The following is a 23,810-nucleotide window of genomic DNA, read 5'->3' as shown; positions in this document are numbered from 1 at the left end:
ATTCCACAGATAGCAGCGTATGGCTCATCCATACTAATATTCTTTATATTATTCAACTCACTAAAAATACTTAGTTGGGAGAATTTGGTAATACCAGTCAGAAATACATATCGCAAATAAGGATCACAAGCTTTTAATGGGCTGTAGAAGTTACGCATGATGTTACGCAATACATCCAGATTTTCCCGTTCATGTACCACATCAAGCAAAGGAGCATCATATTCATCAATAAGCACAACCACTTTCTTTCCGGTCTGCTCATAGGCACGTTTTATCAGTCCCATCAAACGCTGATTGGGATTAACCTCCTCCTCCAGCCGTCCATAAATCTGTTCATAACCATATAGTTTCAGATTCAATTCTTGGAGCAACTGTTCACTATCCGCATGTTTGGCGGTACTCATATCGAAGTGAAGTACCGGATATTCCGTCCACTCCTTCTCCAGTTTCTCCATAGCCAATCCATGAAACAGATCCTTACGACCGGAAAAATAGCTATGCAGCGTGGAAGTAAGTAATGATTTCCCAAAACGTCGTGGACGGCTCAAAAACATATAGCTGGAAGCCGAATGAGTCATCCGGTAAACATACTCCGTCTTATCAACATAGAGGTAATTCCCCTCCCGTATCTTCGAGAATGTCTGTATCCCGATAGGATATAGTCTTTGCAAATCTTCCATATCAATCATATTTTTCACATACTTAAGCATTTATAATCTCCCAGCCCCCAATCGTACACCGTTCGCTATCAAAACTGACAGCCACCTTTACGACAGGCAATCCACATAAAGCAAAGCGTTCCGGATAATTCTTCAAATCAATTTGCTCCATCGCTTCACCCGCACTTTTATCCAGTTTCAGTTCCATCACATACAATGTAGTCTTCGTACGAAGTACTATATCTACCCGTCCACGAGGAGTACGAACTTCCACATCCACATAATACCCTAATAAACTAAATATGATATAAAAAACCTGCTGATAGTGTCCTTCATATTTCGTATTATCGCATTGCGGTATAGTGGACAGGAACGTTTGCAAACGGTGTAAAGCAGCATCCATATCCCCATTACGGATATCACGGGAAAGATACGCCACCATTGTCGTGGTTTCCGGAGCTTTACTACCGACATAATGTGGAAGAAGACTTTTCATCAGGCCTATTCTCACTTCCTTATTAGGAATATTCAATGTATACAAGTCTAATTCCTCATCATAATTCTTAATAGTGATATAGCCACTTTGATATAGCAGCGGGATAATACTTGTCATCCTTTCTGTTGGTGCATCAAAATCCTCGACCGAAACCCTATTATTTCCAATTTCGGAAGGTTCTACGCCAAACTTCTCCAACATATTTATCAGATATGTAGGCGTACCGCTACCAAACCAATAAGATCCAAATTTTCCATCTGCAAAAGCATTTAGCAAACTGAAAGGATTATATATATCGGGCGAAGGAGAAGTGAAATGATAACCATCATAATTTTCTTTCAATTTCATCAAAGCCTCTTCAGGTGTTATCTCCAATTTCTTTGCCAATCCTTCCAAATCATCCTTCATTTGCAAACGTATCTCATCTTCACTAATTCCACAGATAACAGCGTATGGCTCATCCATACTAATATCCTTTATATTATTCAACTCACTAAAAATACTTAGTTGTGAGAATTTAGTAATACCAGTCAGAAATACATAACGCAAATAAGGATCACAAGCTTTTAACGGACTATAGAAGTTACGCATAATATTGCGCAAAACACCAAGATTTTCCGATTCGTGTACTACATCAAGCAAAGGAGCATCATATTCATCAATAAGCACAACCACCTTCTTACCTGTTTGCTCATAAGCACGCTTAATAAGATTGACTAAGCGTAGATTGGCATCCCCCTCTACTGCGTTAATAGCAAACGTACGTTCATATTCAGCAAGCATAAAATCAAGAAGACGTTCCAATCCTCCTTTATCCACATGTTTCGCCATACTCATATCAAAGTGAAGTACCGGATATTCCGTCCACTCCTTCTCCAGTTTCTCCATAGCCAATCCATGAAACAGATCCTTACGGCCGGAGAAATAGCTATGCAGCGTAGAAGTAAGTAATGACTTCCCAAAACGTCGTGGACGGCTCAAAAACATATAGCTGGAAGCCGAATGAGTCATCCGGTAAACATACTCCGTCTTATCAACATAGAGGTAATTCCCCTCCCGTATCTTCGAGAATGTCTGTATCCCGATAGGATATAGTCTTTGCAAATCTTCCATATCAATCATATTTTTCACAAAGCTACTAAAAAATATCCATCAGTCATTGCTTTACAAAAAAAATATCAACTATCTTCACAGACGGTTGATATAATAGAAATCACATCGGATTTACACCGACATGAGGGCGTTGACCAAGAATACACCGCTGTGTATTTCCTGACCACAAAATGTAGGGGTCTTCATGTGTGTAGCATGAAGTTAGGGACCTACATGTTCCATCTCACTTTCGTGTAAAGTATTAAAAGTACTCTATGACATTATTAACTTAAAAAATATCGGTCATTAATGGCTTTAGTCTTCCTTGGCGTGAGATTGTTCTCCATATCCATAACCGTAGCCATATCGCTTACCATAGCCATAATACTTGCCATATTTGCCATAACCGTAATAATAACCGTACTTTCTTTTCTTCAGATCCAAACCATTGATTACAGTACACAGGCTAGGTAATTTATCTTTATCAGCAAGTTCGTTGATCAAAGTATACTCATTCTTGTGAGTATAGTCTGCACGGCAGACATAAACAGACAGGTCAGCCACACGTCCTATCAATAAGGTATCAGTTACCATACCAACAGGAGCTGTATCCAGAATCACATAATCAAAATTTTTCTTAAGAGTTTCAATCGCTTTATCCAGTCCATCACGAGCCAATAATTCGGTAGGATTAGGAGGAACTGTTCCACCGGGAAGAATATACAGATTTTTACTGACATCGGAAAGCTGTACTAAATCCATCAAGTTCTTTTCCGGATTAGCCAAATATTGAGTTATACCAACTTCTTTTCTTGGAATATTAAAAACCTTATTCAAACCCGGCTTACGAATATCAAGACCGACTATCACTACTTTCTTACCTAATAAAGAAAGACTAATAGCAAGATTAGCAGAAATGAAAGATTTGCCCTCACCACTAACCGTAGAAGTAACCAGAATCACCTTCTTGTCATTTTCAAGCATAAACTGAAGATTCGTTCGGATATTACGGAAGGTTTCACTCATCAGATTATTTTGATTCTCAAATACAGCAATAGCACCCTGTTTTTCATCAGTCAATGGGATATCACCAACAATAGGTACACTGGTAAGCTTTTCTACATCAGAACGACCTTCAATCTTGAATTTAGTCAATTCGAGCAAATAAATAACCCCTACCGGAATTCCAACTCCTAACACTAAAGCAATCAAGTAAATCATCTTACCCTTAGGAGATACAGGAGCTTCATCTGCTATCGCGTCATCTATAATCTTCGCATTATTGGCTGTAGCAGCCAGAGTTATCGCATTCTCTTCACGCTTCTGAAGAAGCATCAAATAAAGTCCGGCCTTTATCTCCTGTTGGCGAGCAATACTCACAAACTCACGCTCCTGACCAGGTGCCTCACTAATACGACGGGAATAACGGTTCGCTTCACGATCCAGATCCGCCTTTGTGATAAACAATCCACGCAACACCCTGTCTAAAGATACTTGGACATTCTCTTTCATTGCACTAATACTGGTATCAAGATTTATAATGGTAGGATTATTCTCCGTTGATGTACGCAGCAAACGTTTTCTCTCAACAAGCACATCATTATAACGGTTGATGGCAGCCGCAAGATTCACATCCTGCAATCCGATATTACTAGGCAGAACCTCATAACCTTCATTTTGCATATATTTCTGCAAATCCTGCAGCAGATTAATCTGGGTTTGATTCTCCACACGCTTCTTTTCATATTCAGCACTACCCGTCAAAGCGATCTGTGCATCACTGGTCAAATCCGTAATACCCGCCCCACGTTTGAAACTTTCCAGGTCCTTTTCCGTACTGCCCAGTTCTTTAGAGATAATACTAATACGTTCATTGATAAATTCTGCTGTTTTTTGTGCCACTTCATTCTTATCATTATTCGTATTGATATTATACATCTCCAATAGCTTATTGATAAAATCCTTGCCTCGTTCTACATTCGAATTTTTCAATGATATGACAGCCACAGAAGTAGTTTTGGAAGTGGGCTCAATCGTCATATTCTTGCAATACGCTTTCGCCACAGCCAAAGGCTTATTAATTGTTGCCGTAATATTACGTGTAGTCTTTTCCGAATCTGTAGTTTCTTCCAATGTCCTTTTAGAAGATAATACCGAGTCCGGCGTCAGGAAAAAAGCCAATGTCCCTTTGTCGGTAGGAAAAACAGCCGGCAATTTTTCGAAATGTTTCTGATATTTATTACCGGCAATCTTCACATTCACATCCATACTTCCCTGTGGTTGCAATGCCATCTCCACAATCATCGGCTCCTCCAACAAATCAGCTTCCTGCGGAGTCAGGCTCACTTGTACTGGTGAAGTCTTATACATGTTTCTGGAAGGGAATTCATCTTCATCCGTATAGGAAATATAAAGCCCCAAATCTTCAACCACCTCTTTGACGATAGTCTTGGAACGGAGAACTTCAATCTCATTATCAATATTCTGCGAAGAAGAGACCATGCCATCCAATCCCAGACTCTCCAACCCGGAAAGCATTCCGGCACTACCACCTTTCTTATCATCCTTTATTAGAACCGTAGCGGAAATATTATATACGGGAGTGGACATATAAAGATAGACCCATGCCGCAATCAAACACACTACAACCGTACCCACAAACCAAGGCCAGTGGATCAAATACTTAAAAAGCAGTTCCTTGACGTCTATATTTTCTTCCTTAGATTCTTTTGCTTCGTTGAAATCTGTTTCTTTCATTGCAAATCATTATTTTAATATATTTACTAATAGGCTGACAATAGATACCAAAATAGAAGTAGCAGAGAACCAAAGACTGGTACTGTTGCCCACATCCGAATTTCGAGCCTTTGCTTTATTGGGGGTCACATAGACAATATCATTCTGCTGTAACCAATAGTAAGGCGAAAGAATGGTTTCGGCCTTATTCAAATCCAAGGTCATAATTTGCTGTTTACCGTTTGCGTCTTCACGAATCAACTTTACATTATCACGAAGACCGTAGACCGTCATATCACCAGCCATGGCCAATGCCTCCAACAGATTCACTTTCTCATTAGAAATAGTGAAAGTACCGGGACGGGTAACTTCGCCGATAACAGATATTTTATAATTTACCATACGCACCGTTACAATGGGAGTCTCCTTCATGTAAGGCTTCAGTTTATCTATAATCAGCTGTTCCGCTTCCCTTTTCGTTAAGCCTCCTAACTTCAATTCTCCTAACACCGGAAAATTTATGTTTCCTTCATTATCTACCAAATAAGGTTGTAATACAGGTTGAGTAGTCACATAAGACGAAGTACTCACAGCTATTCCGGCATTGCTGGCAACTGTCAGGTTAAAAGGTATCGCAAGTTCAGGATTAGTACACGATACCACAATAGTCAACAAATCCTTGGGCATGATCTTGGCATCATACAGTTTTTCCTGTTGTTCTGCCTCGTTCACAACTTCCACATTTTGGAAATATGGAACCTTTTTATAAGACTGACAGGCAGTCAATAGGAATGGCAACAACAGTAGCCACAAATTTCTTTTGTTAAGTCTTCTCATCATAATTCGTAAATTCATAATTAAACGCCCTTTAATTCCTAAGTTTTAAGGCAAGCGCGCCTACCTTTTAATTTTTAATCTTTAATTTTCTAATATGCTTCTTTTTCACCACGTATAGCATTATACACCGTCTTATACATGATATATAAATCCAATAAAAACGTCCAATGTTCTATATACCAGATATCACGCTGCACACGCCCCTCCATCTGCCAGAGCTCTTTCGTCTCACCACGATAACCCGTCACCTGCGCCCATCCAGTTATTCCAGGTTTTACAAAGTGACGAACCATAAACTTATTTATTAGATTGGAATATTCCTCCGTATGCTTCAACATATGAGGACGGGGACCGACAATAGACATATCACCCTTCAACACATTAATGAATTGCGGTAATTCGTCCACACTAGTCTTTCTCATTATTTCTCCGATACGTGTTTTACGAGGATCGTTTTCCGTAGCCTGAAGAGTATCGCATTGTGTATTTACCTTCATCGAGCGGAACTTGTAACACCAGAATTCACGACCATCTTCACCACTGCGCTTTTGTTTGAAAAAGACAGGGCCGGGAGAACTTAGCTTGATCGCGATTCCGAAGAATATATAGACAAATGGAAAGACAGTAATAAGAAATACCCCCGAACAAACAATATCAAATGCACGCTTAATAATACGGTTTTCTAATGACTCCAATGGTTCACAACGAATGGAAAGTACAGGAACATTACCCAATAATTCAAAGTGCATCCTACGTTTCAAATAATTACGGACATTAGGAACACTAAAAAAACGAACCAAATGGTTTTCACAGTAATTTATGATAGGAACAATCTCCGCACTGCGTACAGAAGGAAGGCTGCAATAAAGCTGGTTGATCTCTCCCGCATGTTTTTCTAAAAAAACACTTACTTCATTGGGTTGTCCCAAATATGGAACATCCTGTGGATACCGATCCGAAGGAAAATCCTCGAAATACCCCAATACACGATAACCGGACGTAGGATCATCCGTCATCGCATGATAAAGTTCCTGCATATTCTCATGGCTCCCAACCAATACTACCTTGCGGACATTTCCGCCCTTTTTCCGATAAATCTCCAGTAAGTGACGGGAAATTAAGCGGTAGCTAATGATGACAATTATCAGTGCAATATAATACAGTCCGAAATAGCGGGAATGAGAAAAATGAAAATGAAAAACAAGCAACGTACAAACCGATAAAAAGACAAAAGGAACCATGTTACGTAAAACACGGATCATAATCTGTTCAGGACGCACCACAGGACGATGAAGAATAACACCTGAATGCATGTTACAAAGTAAATAGCACAGAGTTATAAGAGTCATTCCCTGAAAAATAGAACCGCAATGGATACACCAGAAACGGGTACCCAGAAACAAATTAAATCCCCATAAAAGCAGGTTCAGCAAAATAAGATCCCCCAAAAGGACCAAAGACTTTAGGACTTTATTAAAACGTTGGACTTCCTGCATAAATTCATTTATTAAAATTTTAAACCATTCCCCGATATAGTGCCAATACTTGCTCCGCAATTGTATCCCAATTATATTCATCCATAGAATAAGATGCCGGAACAAAATCTTTTGATAACACTTTTTGTAATTTGTCTTTTAACTCCTTTTCATCACCAGTCTGAAAATAACAGTCATGCGCTAATCCTACCTCCAGGTTAGCAGGGATGCTACTTACGATTACAGGCAGGTCATAGCTCATAGCCTCCAGTAATGCGATAGGCAATCCCTCGTGAGAAGAAGGCAACACAAAACAACAGGCATGAGTCAACAATTCATGCAATTTCTTACCTTTAATAAATCCCGTAAGAATTACCCCATTTTCCTTGGCCAGTTTCTTTAAACTTATCGAATAATCATCTTCAAAATCACTATCACCGGCTAATATGAGTTTATAGTCAAGTCGTTTTAAAGCCGAAAACGCATGAATCAAATGATGAAAATTCTTTTCGGGCACAAAACGTCCCATGGCAAATACATACTTATGAGATTCCACACCCAGACTCTCCAGATAATCCGTATCTGCAATTTTATCAGGCGCAGGCACTCCATTGTAAATAAGACGACAGTCTCTCCGTCCATATTTGCGCACCAGAATATCATTTATCACCTCCGAAATGACAATTACCTCATTGGCAAACATTACGCCCATTCGTTCCCCCAGCTTCAACATGGTTTTAGCCGCAACCCCCCATTTATCCCTGTCATAATCCGGACCATGGTGAGTAAAAACGACTTGCATTCCCAACAGACGCGCCAGGGGAGTCAGCAATGCCGGACCAATAGCATGGATATGCACAATATCCGCATGCAGACTTCTTGCTTTCAAAATCGCCTTGAACGTATGAATAACGGCTTCCAGTGATTTTTTCTTCGGGGTTGTTATATCCACCAGTTTCACTCCCTGATATTCCGCAAGTGAATCATGAACGTAACTTTTACGACGAACAATAGTTATATCAATATCTTTTTGTACCATACGAGGAAAAAGTTCCTCGCAGTGCGTTTCGACACCACCTAGGATATTGGGTATTCCCCGGGTACCAGTTACTACAACTTTCATAGTATCAGAACTTTTCTCTTAAGTCCCCTTGACAAGGATCCTGGCCTACATTATACCAACACTTATCAAGACAGGCAGACTTCCCTTGCATACTACGAAGTTTATTTGCTATGGCCCACTTTAACGGATGTTTGATATATTTGTGCATCACCGGAGAAGCAGTACCCACCATCCAGCAGTTCTTCGGACATTTGCGCACCATATCACGTACCTGCTGTGCTTGTTCACTTTCCCAAATAGTCATAAAGTTCGGAGTTTCACGAATATTACCCATTTTCTTCATCCAGTATTTTTCCTCCAAACCATTACATGGATATACATCACCATAAGGTTCAATAAAGAAATTGGCAGAACCAGCTTCACATGGCAGCATACGGCGACCTCCTTCTATATAGTTAATCAACCCCATATTGAAGAAAGCACGAAACCAACTTTTCGGATGATTCTCTTTCAATTGCCATTCTATCAACTGTTCAAAGTTTTTGCAGACTTCATCTTTGTTTGTTATCACATTATCGTCTTTATGAAAATAATATGAATTATGAAAAGCAGCTGTAGCAAATTCCATCCCCAATGACTTACTCAACTGATAGAGTGAAAGCATATCCTTGGAGTTATTATTGGATACCGTACATCCAAAGCCGATATCTTTCAATCCCATATCTTTCAATGTCAATAAAGTACGTAAACCTTTGTCAAAGCCACCTGCGTGACCACGTAACTCATCATTCTTGCAACTTAGCCCCTCTATAGAAATACGAATACCAATATTCGGAAATTTCTTGGCTAAAGCTATGACTCTATCCTCAAACCAGCCCGAAGTAGAGATTACAATACGGTTGGAATGACGGTAGCATTCTTCAACTATTTTATCCAAATCTTCACGAATAAAAGGTTCTCCACCCGTCAGGTTGATGAATTTCAACTTCGGTAGTGTACGTAACTCTTCTGGTTGTATCTCTTTACTCTTTTCTGTGGGATATTGCCACACATTACACATCTTGCAACGCATCGGGCAACGATACGTCAAGATGATGCTCGCGTCCGTAGGACACGGGATACCATTTGTAGCCATAATATGAATATGATTAAATATATACAATTAAATAAAGCTCCTATTCCCCGGTATAAACATTCATTAACCGTTGATAATAAGCATCTTCAGAATATCTTTCTTGGGAACTTTTAGCCAATGCCTCATAATTGAATGTGTGTGAAAACATTGCTTCAATCTTCGTTTTCAAATCCACCGTATTTTTCGATTCAAACAACATTCCGCTTTTTCCCTCCTCTATCAATTCCGGTATCCCTCCGATACGAGCCCCCAACACAGGAGTACCCAAGCATTGCGCCTCAATCACCGAAAGTGGATTGTTTTCGTACCACTCCGAAGGAATAACGCTAAAGCGAGCACACCCCACCAATTCCTTAATCTCCGGCCATTGTTTATAGCCCAAAAATTCAATGTCAGTTCCGGCAGCCAATGTCTTAAGTTCATCCATTAGAGGACCTCCGCCAATGATTCGCAATTTATAGGGTAACTGTCGAGCCGCCTTTACCAAAGTCGCGCCCCCCTTTTCATGAGATAATCGACCGATAAAACAATAATAATCTTGCTTATTATACTCTTGTCTTATAGTCTTTTTCACATCTATAAAATTACAGAGAATGTGAATCTTCGATTTATCAAAACCACCTTGCTTCATTTTCTCGGCCATGAAAGAACTGGGTGATAAGAAAACATCCGTAGAAGCCTCCAAACGTTGTCTGTTCCATTTCATTGCTTCCCAATAGGCTAGCATACTAGCCAAGCAAGAATTTTTCATACACTTATGCTCCACCACCCGACGCTTGTCTGCAAAACACTCTTCACAAACTTCCGTACCATTGCGCAGGCAGTCATAACGTGGGCAAAGCAACTTGTAATCGTGTAATGTCCATACCACTTTTATTCCTCTTTGATGAGCCAATTCCACTATGATTGGCGAAAGCTGGCTATGAATATTATGAACATGCACCACGTCCGGATGGAAATCATCCAAAAGTGCATTAAATTTTCTTTTCACCTCGCCTATACCAAAAGGACGAGCAAAAGCTTCTATTATCCCAATCCCCGGTTTAAACCGAATCTCACCGGGGAAATATTTACTCCATGAAGTCTGCAAGTTCTCCGGAAAATCCATAGCAAAGATTGCTACTTCGTGCCCGTTTTTCTTCAAAAGTTCCTCCAGATTGATGGTACAAATGCAATCTCCACCACGAGCATAGTAAAACTTGTTAGCTAATAATATTCGCATTAGATATGATTATTGATAAGCACTCAATTGATAATATTTAAATTAATCCCGAGATAACAGCAATCTCCAAACTCAATATGATTAAATCTGCATTTAAGCCATCCAATCAAATACTTGACTAATAATTTGATTCGCATAAGTCCACGATTTTTTGAATGCCAGAATCAAAATTATCTCTTCCACAAACATCTTTTAGAAACTTGTGGAGTTTGAGTGCCTTATCATTACGTTCTTTCTCATTCAATAAATAGTAACGAATAGCATCTTTCCATTGCTTTACATCACGCTCCAAAGCACACCCCCGATCAGAAGTAATATATGCTCTCGTTGTGGCGGTTGAGGTGGTAATAACAAATCTCTCACTTCCCGCTGCTTGAAACAACACCAATAATCCTGCCGGAGCCTCGGTTGTCAGTGGCATTGCTACTATGGCGGAATTAGCCATCTCTTGGAGAAACTGATTAAAGGGCAGATTACATTTCACCTTAATGTTCTCTGTAATATATTCTTTATACATACGATAGTCTAAGCTATTCATTACAAATAAAAAATTCACGTCAGACATTTGTTTTGCCACTTCTAGCATAAAAGACCAATCTCTAGAATTTCCTCCGCCTACAAATATATCATGACTCAACGATTCACATTTTCTTTCCCATTTCTCATGATAAGGATCATGAATTACAGTATAATTAAAATCAAGACACAACCACTCTTTCAACAATTCTCCATAATAATAAGAGGTTACACTGGCATGGAAATATTTCGACATTAAAGCTTTGCGATACATTTTCGATACAATGCGATTTTGTATAGTATCTTTCTTTTTTAAAAGAATATTGAGACAACCAATATTTCTACGCTGAAAAGTCAAAAGACACATCCAATAAAGTAATACGGCTTGAAAATCATACCAACAAAACACTGTTTCTCCCCTCCGGGAACAATATAGAGCTCGAAAACAGCCTATCGTCCAACCCACGATACGTTTCTTAGTACGAGGCGACTCAATATAGTGCACCTCTTGTCGCAAATTTCGAGGCTTAAACTCACTATCCACATTAGAAAAGCCATGTAATATGTGTATCATCTTACTATCCTTATTTCAAAACATTACGTAAAAAGTCAATTGACCGTTCTCTATAAATAGCCAATATACCGTCTACCCTCTCATAATCAATCGGACGCTGAAGTACCTCCATATTCTTTTCCAACTCCTCCTGGGAAGTAAACACATGATCTTCTAGTCCTACTAAGTCAAGCAAATCAAGCAGACGGCTCGATAATCCATTTGCTATAGGAATCACAGCAAACTGACGATGATAAAGCAAACTAAACACCAATCCATGGAAGGAATCCGTCACTACAACCTCCGCTCCACCAATCTGCTCTATCCATCCTTTTATAGCGGGAGGATAACAATATTCAAACCCTCTCAAAGGATATCCATTAAATATCATACGAGCCGGTATACCCATCTTGTATGAAAGATAACGTGCCATATCAAGCTGACAATCATTACGATTCAAGAGATAACAGACAATACGGTGATTGGGAGTAATAGATGAAGTAATTTCCGCATAAGAAGAATGTAGCATTGTAGGATCAAGCACTAAACTACTATCAAGACTAAATTGCTGTTTTAATATATTTTGGCCCGTAACTTCTCTCACAGATATGCCCGAAAAACGATGAAGAAGTTTATCTATAGCAGGCAGTAGCTCTTTATGACTCTCCGGCCACATATTCACTCCAAAACTCGAAGCAAACGACACTCTGCGAACCTGATCCCCTCCAAAATCAAGAAAATAGGCTAAACATTGTTCACGACTAATTAAAGGATTCCATGTTTGGTCACTTCCTACCAATAAACAGTCATAATCCAACTTTGCCTTTCTAAGCTCCTCCACTGTTTTATAATGCCGTGTTAGCGACGGGTAAAACTTTTTGCAGAACCTATGAAATTTAATAAAGCGAGGAATAAAAATCAATTGTCTCAACTTTATAGGTTCTGGCTGCCTAAGATCTATCAACTCTACTTCATGTCCCAGTTCCTTAAGAAGACGACATGTGGCATAAGTTTGTAACACTGCCCCACAATTATACGACTTATGATATGTTAATAATCCGATTTTCATTGCTTATTGATTAAATTTTACATAGTCTTTATACATATAGCGATGCGAAACCGCTACTTTATAATCATCCTTAAACGTCCCTACACCTATCAAAAGGACTGGAACCTCATAGCTCGGAATACGCATCTCTTGCTTTATTTTTTTTGTTATTCTCCATTTATGTCCCATAGTCAATGGTATAGTGGCTAATCCGTAATAATGAAGAGAGTACAGAAGATTCATTGCGTAAAGCCCTCCATCAACAAAAGGAAGATTTTGTTCATAAAAACCATAATTCCTCAAATCGCCACAAACAAGAATAGCACATTGCATTTGCTTATTAAACCCCTTGCTTCCACCTTGCAATTCGAACATTTTTGCAACCAAATTATTTTCCGTATAAACATGAACTCTCCAACTCTGCCTATTACAAGCAGATGGGGTGCGCTCACAAAGTTTTAATGCGGCACAAACTTTCTCTACCTCTAATGGTGAATCACCAAAATCACGAATAGAAAAACGTGATTGAGAAAATGAATCAAAAGAACATTGAATTTTGCTTGAAATATCTTTTAGATTGAGATTATATATTCCACCAACATCATTGATTTTTATATTGTACAAAGAACATAATCTATTGAGAGCTGTCCCTACATCAACCATATCAGCACCCATATTCCCATTAAATTCAATATACTTCTGCAAGACAGAGACAGATTCAACAACGAACGGTTTAGCACCTCCTTTCTTTAGCAAATCTTCAAGATCTTCAATAATAGAGAATGCCTTTTCCTTTCCAAACCCTACTCTTACATGACCAATAGACATTCCCTTTTCCAAAGCATGTATTCTGATTTGCAATTCCGCCTGCTTTTTAAAGATATCCTTTGTCTGGTTCGTACTTCCACTATACAAAGTCAATGAGAAGGACTCTCCTATTTTTTCAAATATAATACGTAACCATACGATAAAAACATTTCCCTTAATAGCCGACTTTAATTTTTCTTTCATAAGATTCTAATCTAAAGAATTATTTACATGATACGTAATTGAACATTTCTATATATTGAGAGGCTATTCTTTCCGCTGAATAGTATTGTTTGGTATGTTCTATCATTGAAGATTTCAGCTTATCATAGCCACAGTTATACGTATCTATGGCATGAGCCATTACACAAACTAAATCTTCTACGTTCCCAGGCTCAAAAAGATAACCATTTACCCCTTCAAGAATCTCATCCGAAAAGCCTGGCAAATTCGAAGCTATAATCGGAAGATTATAATTAAAAGCAATCTTTGTAGGACCACTTTGAGACACCACTCTATAAGGTTGAACAAAATAGTCAGCGGACGAAAACAGATTAGCTATCTCTGAATTGTCTATAGATCGGATATCTATATCGAAAAGATCAGGATATTTAATCCTTGCTTGATAAAAACTCCAATCCTTACACATCCCATTGATAGATATCTTAAAACCTCGATATCCCTTGTTATAAAGCAAACACGCGGCATCTATCAACAAATCAATATTCTTTGCATAATTGATTGTTCCAAATGAAAGAAATCGAATAATACCATCTTTGGGCTTTTCAATGCTAGGAACACCAAAATCTTTTAATGCCAAAGGTATTCTGAATATTTTTGAATCAGGAAAATGTTTTTGAAACAAAGCTGCCTGTGACTCAGAAAACATGTTGACATATTTTACTTGCGAATAGACCAATCTACGTAGCGTGTTTAACAGCCTTTGGTGTCCCATCCCAATATGAACCTCTCCTTGATGTGCCGTTTGAATATAATGTTTCTTAGGCAGCAAATAAAACATTGGCAATTCCCATGGTGAGTAAACACTATCATTCATATAGATAATATCAGAATTCTGTTTTTTTATAATTTTGCCTAGACGCATATGTGCTAAGATATTTTTGGGATTGCGTATTCTATTATTGAACCTAAAAAATTCAATCGTCAGATTCGTATTTTCTTTCCTTATTTGTTCGAAGTCTGCCTCTTTAAATCTATTATTTTTAGAAAATAGTACGATCCAATGAATATCGTAATGCCTTAAGATTTCATGCATATTAAAATAATTCAAATCGCAATCAACAAAGTAATCTGGAGTAATCCAACAAATCTTTCTCTTATTCATACAAAAAACAATTCCCAATTAATAATTAACATTCATAATTATTTAGCAAACTTCGTTTATATTTTCTTTAGCACTCATTTCGTTTTAGTCAATCTCTATATCTTTTTAATATTGGTAACCAACCAATATATATTCGACAGCCACAAACTCTAATATAGGTATAACGATGATAACCTAAAATCATGGGTTTAACCACCAAATTCCAGAATTCACCTACAGAATTTTTCTTCTTTTTTATCCCTTTATAAGGTGTAAGCCGCAAGTATTTATCAAATTCACACACAAACGGATGTATACATAATCTCTCCCAAGGTTTGGGGCGTGAAGCAAAGTGAATTATTGTAGGGTCGATCACATTCGTTTGTTCTTCTTTTTGATATATCTTCAAAACTCTATCCTGTGATAATTGAAAATTTTTCATAAAAAAATAGTTCATAGTATTCCAAGTGTATGACAACATCTTAGTTTTCTTTCCACATACGACATTCAATACATCTTGATCGTGATTAACGATACTCTCACTATTATTCCTTAGAAATTCAATACTTTTTTCATAAATATGCTCCTCACGCCATTTCTTAAGGTTAATCAGTAGAACCCCCGCATTAAAATAGCCTTGCTCAACCGGTATATGAAGACGCTTGAAAGCACCATTATTCACAGATAGTTTATCATTGTGATAAACTGCTCCCAGCAGATAATCTTCAATGTCAATATCATATAATTTAGCTATACTATGACGCACTATAATATCACAATCTAAGTAAATTAACTTTTCCACGGATAAAGGAAGAAGTAACGGTATAAAAAGTCGGAAATAAGTGGCTAGACTTATATGGGATAAGCCTGGAGATGACGGCATAGGAAAATCTCCAAACAATCCAGAATCTACATATATAATCTGAAGAGAACTACCCATATTCTCGGTCATGCTTTTAAGTTTTACCGCATTTTCATTACTAAGATTATCCGTTAACAAATAAAAACAGGTTCCTATATTATGATCTGCAACAGAAGCTATTGTTGTAGCACAATAAGGTGCAAAATTATTATCACAAGCTAATACAATATCCATGAGTTTTCTTTTCCAAATTTGAATTATAAACATATCTCATAAACAACCCCAACCAAGGAAATAGTACTTCCCATGAGTGGGCAGGTTGTGAGGTCATTACAAATAATATTTCAGCAAAAAGCAATGCTATAGCGATAGAACGATGAATATTCAAATTCCGATAAAAATACAAAGCAACTCTAGCCATAAAAGAAATTACAAGTGTAATATAAATAACTCCATAATCTATCAATAAATAAAATGGATAACCTTCTGCTCCTGCCAACAACGAATTATAACGATTATAAAAAAGTCCATCTTCATTAATTAGGTTCATCGTATAATATATACCATGCCCCACCAAAGGAGCTTCCGCAAAATACATTAAGGCCGTCGCCATTTGATAGTTCCTAAGTTCTACAGAACTACCTCCTGTATTTTCACCACCTGTCAACAAAATATCAAGTACACCTTCAACATATGATTGGACAATTGGTATATCTCTCAAAAAATATATAAATACAACCAGAAAAGGCAATCCCAAACACAAAGACTTTAACATTTGCTTTTTATTAATGAGGAATCCATACACAATTAATGAAAGGAGCAATACAACAAAAGGAGCTCGTGTTCCACAAAAGAATATATTCATCAGTAACAAACCTGTGCCTATCAGTTTTACATAATTTTTTCTCTCAAAATGAAAAAGCAATAATATAAGAGTTACATTAATCAAGCCAAAAATATTAGGAGAAAACTGTGTACCTGTACTTCTAAATCCCCTTTCAGATAAAGCTCTCTCAGAACTCCATAATATTTCACCCGATGCTGAATGAGCAAGAGTAACAAAATTCTCTGCCATAAAATAACTCATATAACCAACAAGTACTACGACAAGAAGAATAATATATATATATTTTTTTATATTCTTCCAGATATTCACATTGGATGGAAGAGATGCAAAACCCAAAAAGAAAAGAAAATAGGTTGACAAGAAATCCTGAATTGCCCAATTTACACCTTTAATGCCTGACCATCCCGTAAAAAGAGGTTGAATAAGCAGAAATACAAACATTAGAAGCAACTCTATTTTAAGAGGAAATCTATTTATAACTGAAGAAAATGTATGATCTTTTAACAGTCTTGCTATAAAAGCAAAAATAAGTACTAATCTTGATCCAGCATAAGACATACGAAAAAGTTCCGCGTTCGGATGTATCAAGTACATACCAAGCATAAACCACATAAAGCAATGCAGATAATTTTTGCTATTATATATCTTATAAATACATAGCAATATTAGTGCAATAGAAAGAACTTTAATTATAAGCATAGAATATCATCTATAAACTTTTTCGAGCTTTTTATACAGTTTTCTATTTTCAGGTTAACTTTTTCCCAATCTATTTCCATTTCAAAAGATGCAACATTCAGCCGTTCTTGAAGAGCGACTAAACTCAACACATCGGAAATTCGTGAAGAAGTTACATTTCTGATAAACACATAAAAAGGGACATTAAATTTTAATGAAAAAGCCGTCGCATGAAATGAGTTTGTTACAACATACCTCGCTGCTTTAATATACCTCACAAATTCTATAGGTCCCGCACTTTCTACAATTTTATCTGCATATTTAATTTTAGTACTATCTTCTATAGATAGAATAGACAAATTATGTTTCCGTGCTAATTCTTGTGCACAACTTTTAATAGACTCATCAACTTGCCCCAGGTTATATACCAAGACGTAATCCAGAGCAGGCGAGGTTCCATCTTGGATTAATATATTCCAATCCTTTGGAGATAGTAAAAAAACGGGATCAACAACATGTTGGGCTCCTAATATTCCTATACTGGTTAATAATCTTAATCCGGTAGTTTCTCTTACTGATATAGCCGAAAAGCTCTTTAACCACTCTTTCATTCTTTTTACGTCTTGTTCTTCTAAAGTTGATACTCCAAAACTCGCAGCATACGCCACTCTTTTGGTTTCCAGACTACCAAACTGCAAAAAATAAGAAGGATCTCTTCCATTATTAAATAATGGATTCCACACTTGATCACTTCCAACAATAAAGACATCAGCCACCCATTGTACGTCCTTCAAATCCCTGTATTCTACATAATGATCCGTAAGATGCAAATAAGCATGTTTAAACCTGTCAAAAGCCAGCTTCCGCCCTCTCTGCCGTACGATTTTATATAATTGTGGCAAGTATTTCTTTATAGCATAAACAATTCTAAAGAATGCATTATCCTTATATTTGTACAAAGGCGACATTTTAGGGATTGACATATATCTATTAAAGTTCAAACTATAAGCTTTATCCATATATGCAGGTAAATAGTCTATAATTTCAACATCATGTCCCTTTTGTTTCAAATAGGTTTGCAAAGCATATGCTTGCAGTGATGCTCCATAATTATAAACATCATGACATGTTATAATCTTAATATTCATATACTGTTATTTTAAAGTTGGCGCATTCAGTTTATTAGAATGCGAACTTGAAAATCTATTAAAAAAATTCACTATTGTTTTTTTAGGATTACTTATCCTCCGAATCAACCTTTTCAGTTTATTATACAACAACTGTATAGCATACACATCATCGATTGTTGAACTTTCTTTTTTAAGTTCTTTCATCAATATTTTTGTTATCAACGTTCTCTTAGAAGCCTTTTTTATCTGCAATTCCGCTACGACATCAAAAGGCTTTTGTTCTATATGCAAATTAGCCTTTTTAAGCCATTCATTTCCTATTGAGGTAAATGCAATAACAGCACTCACTCCATCCTCATCTTTTTTATAACATGTACCCCAAGCGTCACCGATACGAATATCAGCGGAAGAATGTTTGTATTTATATTTACAATGATCATAACAAGCCCCCCCCAAACAGCCATCACCTAAGAAAAGAGCATAAAATTTATCACCTTGTGACAATCTAGAATTTACAAATGTTTTTCTCTCCTTTATCAATGAATTATATGAATCATGCCAATTCACCTTTTTGCCATGCTTTTCACCATCTATTCCTATAGCATAAGAATCATGCCACCCCCGCCACTTGTTACGCCAAGAAGCATAAGTAACCTTACCTACTACTTTTTCCACATCCTTCAGATACTTTTGCCATACAAACATAGAAGGAACACCGTGGCAAAAGAAGTCCATCAGCACAAAATTATCCTCTACCCTAAATCTACGAATGTATCTTCTAAAAGAATCTATTTGACATGGAGTCCCCGTTACCAAGTATTTTTCCTTCCGACTAATTCCCTTAAAGCCGTCAACGGTATAACTTTGAATGTACTTACTACCTATGCTTTGAATGAGTTCCTCAAGAGTGGTAGCAATGTAATGTTCTGCACGTGCAACTTCTGCATTATATCGCACTCCGCATACTTTATACCCTTTGGATAACATCATGCGGCCTAATTCAAATCCAACACCTCCACTACTACACTTTCGTCGAACTGCAGAATCATTACTCCATGCAGCATAACTATGAATTTCTAAATTCTGAAGACTGATTTCATCATGTGAATAAGCACACACATCAAAGCATAAACCACAATCCGTACATTTATTCACATCGCTTATCCTAGGCTCATAGAAACCGTTATCGTTTAGTTCTATGCTGATAATATTCTTTGTACAAGAGATAGCACAAACACCGCAACCATAGCAATTATGTATTTTTGATATGTTCATTGAATATATTTGTCTAAAAATTGACGAGACTTCTCCTGCTCACATTGAAAAATTTTAGTAATTATTTCTTTGCTGGGGACATTTGACGATAACTGCTGATAACTCTCCTTTAAAGAAGAACAAAGCAAATGATCACTTAACCCAAAAGTTTCTAATAAGTCAGTAATACGCGCCCCCCTCTTATTGGTAGGAGCAATATATGAATAAAAATTATGAGAACTTAACAAAATAGAAAATACTGTTCCATGAAAAGAATCTGTCAATACTAAATCAGCGTTAGCTATAAGTCCGAGCCATTCGCGAGGACCAGCATCTTTTATCAGAACATAACTTCCTTCTACATTTTTTTTTTGGTCCACAACCACTAACTTTTTTCCACTTTCATGTGCCATACGAATAGCAAACTTAAGCAAGTAAACATCATGCATCAATGGAAAAAGTAAAATGTAGGGTTCTCTATTAGCTGGAACAATTGCCATTTTTTTCCAAAAGTCTCTATCCAACAAAAATGTAGGATCAGAAACCTGAAATATATTCTTCTCCATCAATATCTCATTGAGCATTTTTTGAGCTTGTTTCTCTCTTACAGAAATCGCATTATAGCTCGACAACCATCTTTTAAAGTCATTCTTCTCTCTATTGGTCAATGAAGAAATCCCGATGCTTGACGCATAAGATATTTTCACAGCATTATTGGGAACAAAAGTCAAAAAGAAAGGTTCTAAGCAGAATCGTTGGGTAGGATTCCATAATTGATCACTACCTGTAATATAGACATCATATACAGGGGGATCTGCATATATAGCATCCACGCTTTTATATGGTTTTGACATCCTAATTACAGAATTAAAAACTTCAAATTTTGTAAGAGCATCATCATAATACCCCATTGTAAATGCCTTTTTTTTCCCATAAGCAATTGTATACAGTAACTTCTTTACCGTTATTATCAGTTGATTAACACTACTTTTCTTCTGTAATCGATAGGGAAGATACTTCTTACTTTGCTCATAATCGGCATGAGCATTAGGCCTATGAAGGTCAATAATTTCCACTTCAGCACCTTGCTGACGAATATATTCATATAGTGCAAAGGCTTGCAAACTGGCTCCATAATTCGGAGAGTTATGAATAGTAATAATACCTATTTTTCTCATCTTTCGATTCTATACGTGGATTACTTTTAATAGTTTACGAACAATCCGTTTTGGAAAGAATATTATTTTTTTTATCTTTTCATCACGAATATATTGATTTTGAGCCGCCAGAATTGCAATCTCAAAATTTCCTCTAAATACTTGTATATCCCTCTCGAAATATAGTCTATATTTACTCTTGGCAGAAGGACGGCGTAGCTGTTCATCACCCTGAACAGGCTCATCAACAGGTCTTTCCTCTGCCTTTATTTTTCCAGTAGTTATGAGTGATTCGATTAAGATTTTACCTCTATCGGTATTTATTAAAACACTTGATACTTTTTGAGCACTGAAAGCACATGGCGCCATTGTTCCCAATCCTTTATAATCACTCAATGTAATATCTGAAATCCGTTTGCTTTTGGCAAACTTGCAGTGATAACAATTTTCTCTATAACTCACCATCCGATGATAACCAAATTGATAAGTATCACCATCCTTTGTTCGCTGCGCATAAAAACGTTTATTATCGGCATTATATAAAGTGAAGGTGAAAGTATTAGTATATAGAGACGGATCACGAAATGACATTCGTTTCGCCACTTCACCATATTTCTTCTCCAACATAGCAATATGTTGCTTTAGGTAGCTGTACGGTGTAGTTCCATGACATACAACATCTATCAACAAAAGATTCTCATTGTCTTTAAAAAGCTTCCGTATAGCAGCTATTTGACAGGGCAAGCCTATAATTACCGTCTTTTTTCCTTCTTTCAGAAGAATACGAAGTTTTGGATAAAGCTCTATTGCACTGCTAAATACGTATTTTGAATTTTTAAAGAGTCCCACATCTTCCATAGAGTCTGTCAACTGCATCGATACATAAAAATCATTATTAATGACCGCCCCAGCCGCAAGATAACCGTTCACAATGGCCATCTTGTATATTTCAGAAGCAATACCTCCAGAGGCACTGGTAGCTCGTTCATTCTCATTACTACTCCATGCCGCATAAGCAGTTAAAGGTTTTCGAAAATCCACATTCTCAATTATAGGACAAACTTTTTGGCAACGTTCACATTGTACGCAATTAGACATATCCAATTCCGGATAAACAATGCCTACTTCATTCTCTTTCATCACAATACAGTTCTTACCACAGACAAAAGCACATGCGCCACATCCCGTACATATTTTTTTAGGGGCGAGTTGAATCATCTTTTTATTTTTTTCTTTACTATAGTCAACAATTGAGACCGCTCAGTAGCATTTAATCCGATGGACCAGATCGTTAAGCCACTTGAGAATAAAGACACGATAGATACCAAGCAAAAAGATAAGAAAGTAGTACCTAATCTAGAAGCTAATAATACTGGGATAATTGCACCCAACAGAGAACAAAGAGTACAACGTCCAAAAACGTCTTTCATATAATCAATAACTGGAAAATCCAAAAGTCTGTTTACAATCCATAATCGAAGAAAAAGACTAATGATAGAAATAACCAGTGATATATAAAACACGGAAACTGCAGAATATCCTAATTCAAGGGCTACATAAGAAATAGGTATATTAAACATTACCAATGTACCAACTACAGATTGATAGAGTTTGATGTTTCCAGTTGCGTGCGCCGTGGTCATTAACGGAGTAGCCATTGCGTCCACCGCTGTAATCAAAATAATGAGACGCATAAAAGGTATCACATATTCAGGTATTTGCCCCAACCACAATTTAATAACAAAAGGAGCTTCCACTATAAGTGGCAGCGAAATAAACATGATCAAGAAAAATGAAAATTTTGAGCTACGAAAGACAAGTTTCGTCATATTCTCTATATCGTCTTGTGCATAATACTTTGTAATTTGTGGACGCACTGCCGTATAAAAATTTGTAAAGAACTGGCTGACAGCAGAGTTTATTTGAAAAGCGATGCCCCGTGCCGCATTCACAGAAGGATTAAAAAACAGATTAAGCAAGATATTCAAACCCTGCCCTTTGACTAAACTAGCAATAGAGCCAAACATATTCCATCCTGAATAAGACAATAACTGATTAAATAATTTTTTCTCCCAATAAAACGTATATCTAGCCTCTTCGAATGATCGTACCGAATAAATGAAATAAGTTAGGGTGACCATAAACGATGCTATCAAGAGAAAAAGTCCATAATAAAACAGTCGGTCATCCGCAAGAAACTGGATTAATAGGGCTACAGTCAGCTTCAATATAGCTTCATAAACGCTCACATAAGCATAAATTTTCATTCGTTCGTGAGCTATAATCATTGCATTATAAGGATTATATAAAAGGGTTATGATAGCTGAAATAATTGAAAACTGATAAACCCAGTTTGCTGCTTCCATTTTTTCGGAAGGAATCACCAAACATGTGTTAAGAAACCAAAGGCCAATGGTCTCAGCTAAAAGAACTAATATGATTGCAAATAATATGTATATACTCATAGATATACTAAATACTTGCTTCAGCCGTATCTTATCATTTTTCCCTAATTCAAAAGTGAGAAAACGTTGAGTAGAAACAGACATTGCTCCATTAAGAATCCCCATCATAGCTACTACACCACCAACCACATTATAAATACCAAAATCTTCAACACCCAATGCTGCCAAAACAACTCTACTTGTATAGAGTGTAATCGCCATCATGAAAAACATACGAAAATACAGAAGAAGTGTATTCTTGGCTATGCGTTTGTTATTAATTGAGGTATCTGACATAAATTTAAAGATGTGCACATATAAAATCACTAACTTTATTCACAACTGTTAGCGTCCAATTTTGACGTGTACCCCAAGGAAAGCCGCCACAAGGCGGTTCTCTCATAAATAACGTCAAAAAAGATACTGATTTTTAATATTTGTTATTACTCCAGTCCGATTGTCAAGGGTAACAAAT

General features: G+C 37.0%; 19 protein-coding genes. All 19 read right to left on the bottom strand.

Annotated features, from left to right (window positions below; translation table 11 throughout):
• Window positions 1-689: AAA family ATPase (locus I2I13_RS23820; protein WP_195650713.1), on the bottom strand; the 689-nt coding region annotated here is incomplete at its 3' end.
• Between the two features lie 13 nt (window positions 690-702).
• Complete coding sequence (locus I2I13_RS23815; RefSeq protein ID WP_195650712.1) at window positions 703-2,268, bottom strand: ATP-binding protein; 1,566 nt, start codon at window positions 2,266-2,268, stop codon at window positions 703-705.
• A gap of 294 nt (window positions 2,269-2,562) precedes the next feature.
• Entirely contained in the window at window positions 2,563-5,004 is a 2,442-nt protein-coding gene (locus I2I13_RS23810) for a polysaccharide biosynthesis tyrosine autokinase (protein WP_195650711.1), read from the bottom strand.
• 9 nt (window positions 5,005-5,013) lie between these two features.
• Entirely contained in the window at window positions 5,014-5,838 is an 825-nt protein-coding gene (locus I2I13_RS23805; RefSeq protein ID WP_195650710.1) for a polysaccharide biosynthesis/export family protein, read from the bottom strand.
• A 71-nt stretch (window positions 5,839-5,909) separates the two neighbouring features.
• A complete protein-coding gene (locus tag I2I13_RS23800; protein ID WP_004325832.1) occupies window positions 5,910-7,316 on the bottom strand; it encodes an undecaprenyl-phosphate glucose phosphotransferase in 1,407 nt (468 codons plus the stop codon).
• 19 nt (window positions 7,317-7,335) lie between these two features.
• Window positions 7,336-8,418 carry a glycosyltransferase family 4 protein gene (locus tag I2I13_RS23795; protein ID WP_004325831.1) on the bottom strand — a complete coding sequence of 361 codons (1,083 nt, stop codon included), beginning with the start codon at window positions 8,416-8,418 and terminating at the stop codon, window positions 7,336-7,338.
• Window positions 8,419-8,422: 4 nt separating this feature from the next.
• Window positions 8,423-9,493 (bottom strand): radical SAM/SPASM domain-containing protein, encoded by a 1,071-nt coding sequence (locus tag I2I13_RS23790; protein WP_004325830.1) that lies wholly within the window; start codon window positions 9,491-9,493, stop codon window positions 8,423-8,425.
• 40 nt (window positions 9,494-9,533) lie between these two features.
• Window positions 9,534-10,715, bottom strand: coding sequence for a glycosyltransferase (locus tag I2I13_RS23785; RefSeq protein ID WP_004325829.1), 1,182 nt, complete (start codon window positions 10,713-10,715; stop codon window positions 9,534-9,536).
• A gap of 118 nt (window positions 10,716-10,833) precedes the next feature.
• Entirely contained in the window at window positions 10,834-11,805 is a 972-nt protein-coding gene (locus I2I13_RS23780; protein ID WP_004325828.1) for a glycosyltransferase, read from the bottom strand.
• 10 nt (window positions 11,806-11,815) lie between these two features.
• Entirely contained in the window at window positions 11,816-12,853 is a 1,038-nt protein-coding gene (locus I2I13_RS23775; protein WP_004325827.1) for a polysaccharide pyruvyl transferase family protein, read from the bottom strand.
• A gap of 3 nt (window positions 12,854-12,856) precedes the next feature.
• Window positions 12,857-13,843 (bottom strand): nitroreductase family protein, encoded by a 987-nt coding sequence (locus tag I2I13_RS23770; RefSeq protein ID WP_004325826.1) that lies wholly within the window; start codon window positions 13,841-13,843, stop codon window positions 12,857-12,859.
• A gap of 19 nt (window positions 13,844-13,862) precedes the next feature.
• Entirely contained in the window at window positions 13,863-14,984 is a 1,122-nt protein-coding gene (locus tag I2I13_RS23765; protein ID WP_004325825.1) for a glycosyltransferase family 4 protein, read from the bottom strand.
• 88 nt (window positions 14,985-15,072) lie between these two features.
• The gene (locus tag I2I13_RS23760) at window positions 15,073-16,059 is read right to left on the bottom strand and encodes a glycosyltransferase family 8 protein (RefSeq protein WP_195650709.1); all 987 of its coding nucleotides are present in this window, start codon (window positions 16,057-16,059) and stop codon (window positions 15,073-15,075) included.
• A complete protein-coding gene (locus I2I13_RS23755; protein WP_195650708.1) occupies window positions 16,037-17,371 on the bottom strand; it encodes an O-antigen ligase family protein in 1,335 nt (444 codons plus the stop codon). The genes I2I13_RS23760 and I2I13_RS23755 overlap by 23 nt, the downstream gene beginning before the upstream one ends.
• Window positions 17,362-18,498, bottom strand: coding sequence for a polysaccharide pyruvyl transferase family protein (locus tag I2I13_RS23750; protein ID WP_195650707.1), 1,137 nt, complete (start codon window positions 18,496-18,498; stop codon window positions 17,362-17,364). The genes I2I13_RS23755 and I2I13_RS23750 overlap by 10 nt, the downstream gene beginning before the upstream one ends.
• Window positions 18,499-18,504: 6 nt before the next feature.
• Window positions 18,505-19,755: a Coenzyme F420 hydrogenase/dehydrogenase, beta subunit C-terminal domain gene (locus I2I13_RS23745; protein ID WP_195650706.1), complete on the bottom strand. Its 1,251-nt coding sequence runs from the start codon at window positions 19,753-19,755 to the stop codon at window positions 18,505-18,507.
• Complete coding sequence (locus tag I2I13_RS23740) at window positions 19,752-20,912, bottom strand: polysaccharide pyruvyl transferase family protein (protein WP_195650705.1); 1,161 nt, start codon at window positions 20,910-20,912, stop codon at window positions 19,752-19,754. Before I2I13_RS23740 ends, I2I13_RS23745 begins: the two co-directional genes overlap by 4 nt.
• A 9-nt stretch (window positions 20,913-20,921) precedes the next feature.
• On the bottom strand, window positions 20,922-22,109 hold the full coding sequence (locus tag I2I13_RS23735; protein ID WP_195650704.1) for a Coenzyme F420 hydrogenase/dehydrogenase, beta subunit C-terminal domain: 1,188 nt from the start codon (window positions 22,107-22,109) through the stop codon (window positions 20,922-20,924).
• On the bottom strand, window positions 22,106-23,632 hold the full coding sequence (locus tag I2I13_RS23730; RefSeq protein WP_195650703.1) for a lipopolysaccharide biosynthesis protein: 1,527 nt from the start codon (window positions 23,630-23,632) through the stop codon (window positions 22,106-22,108). The genes I2I13_RS23735 and I2I13_RS23730 overlap by 4 nt, the downstream gene beginning before the upstream one ends.
• Window positions 23,633-23,810: the final 178 nt, after the last annotated feature.

It is taken from the genome of Bacteroides sp. D55t1_190419_B8, assembly GCF_015558905.1.
Taxonomy (GTDB): domain Bacteria; phylum Bacteroidota; class Bacteroidia; order Bacteroidales; family Bacteroidaceae; genus Bacteroides; species Bacteroides vicugnae.
The sequence above is the reverse complement of the archived record's forward strand: the minus strand, read 5'-3'. Positions and strand labels throughout refer to the sequence as shown.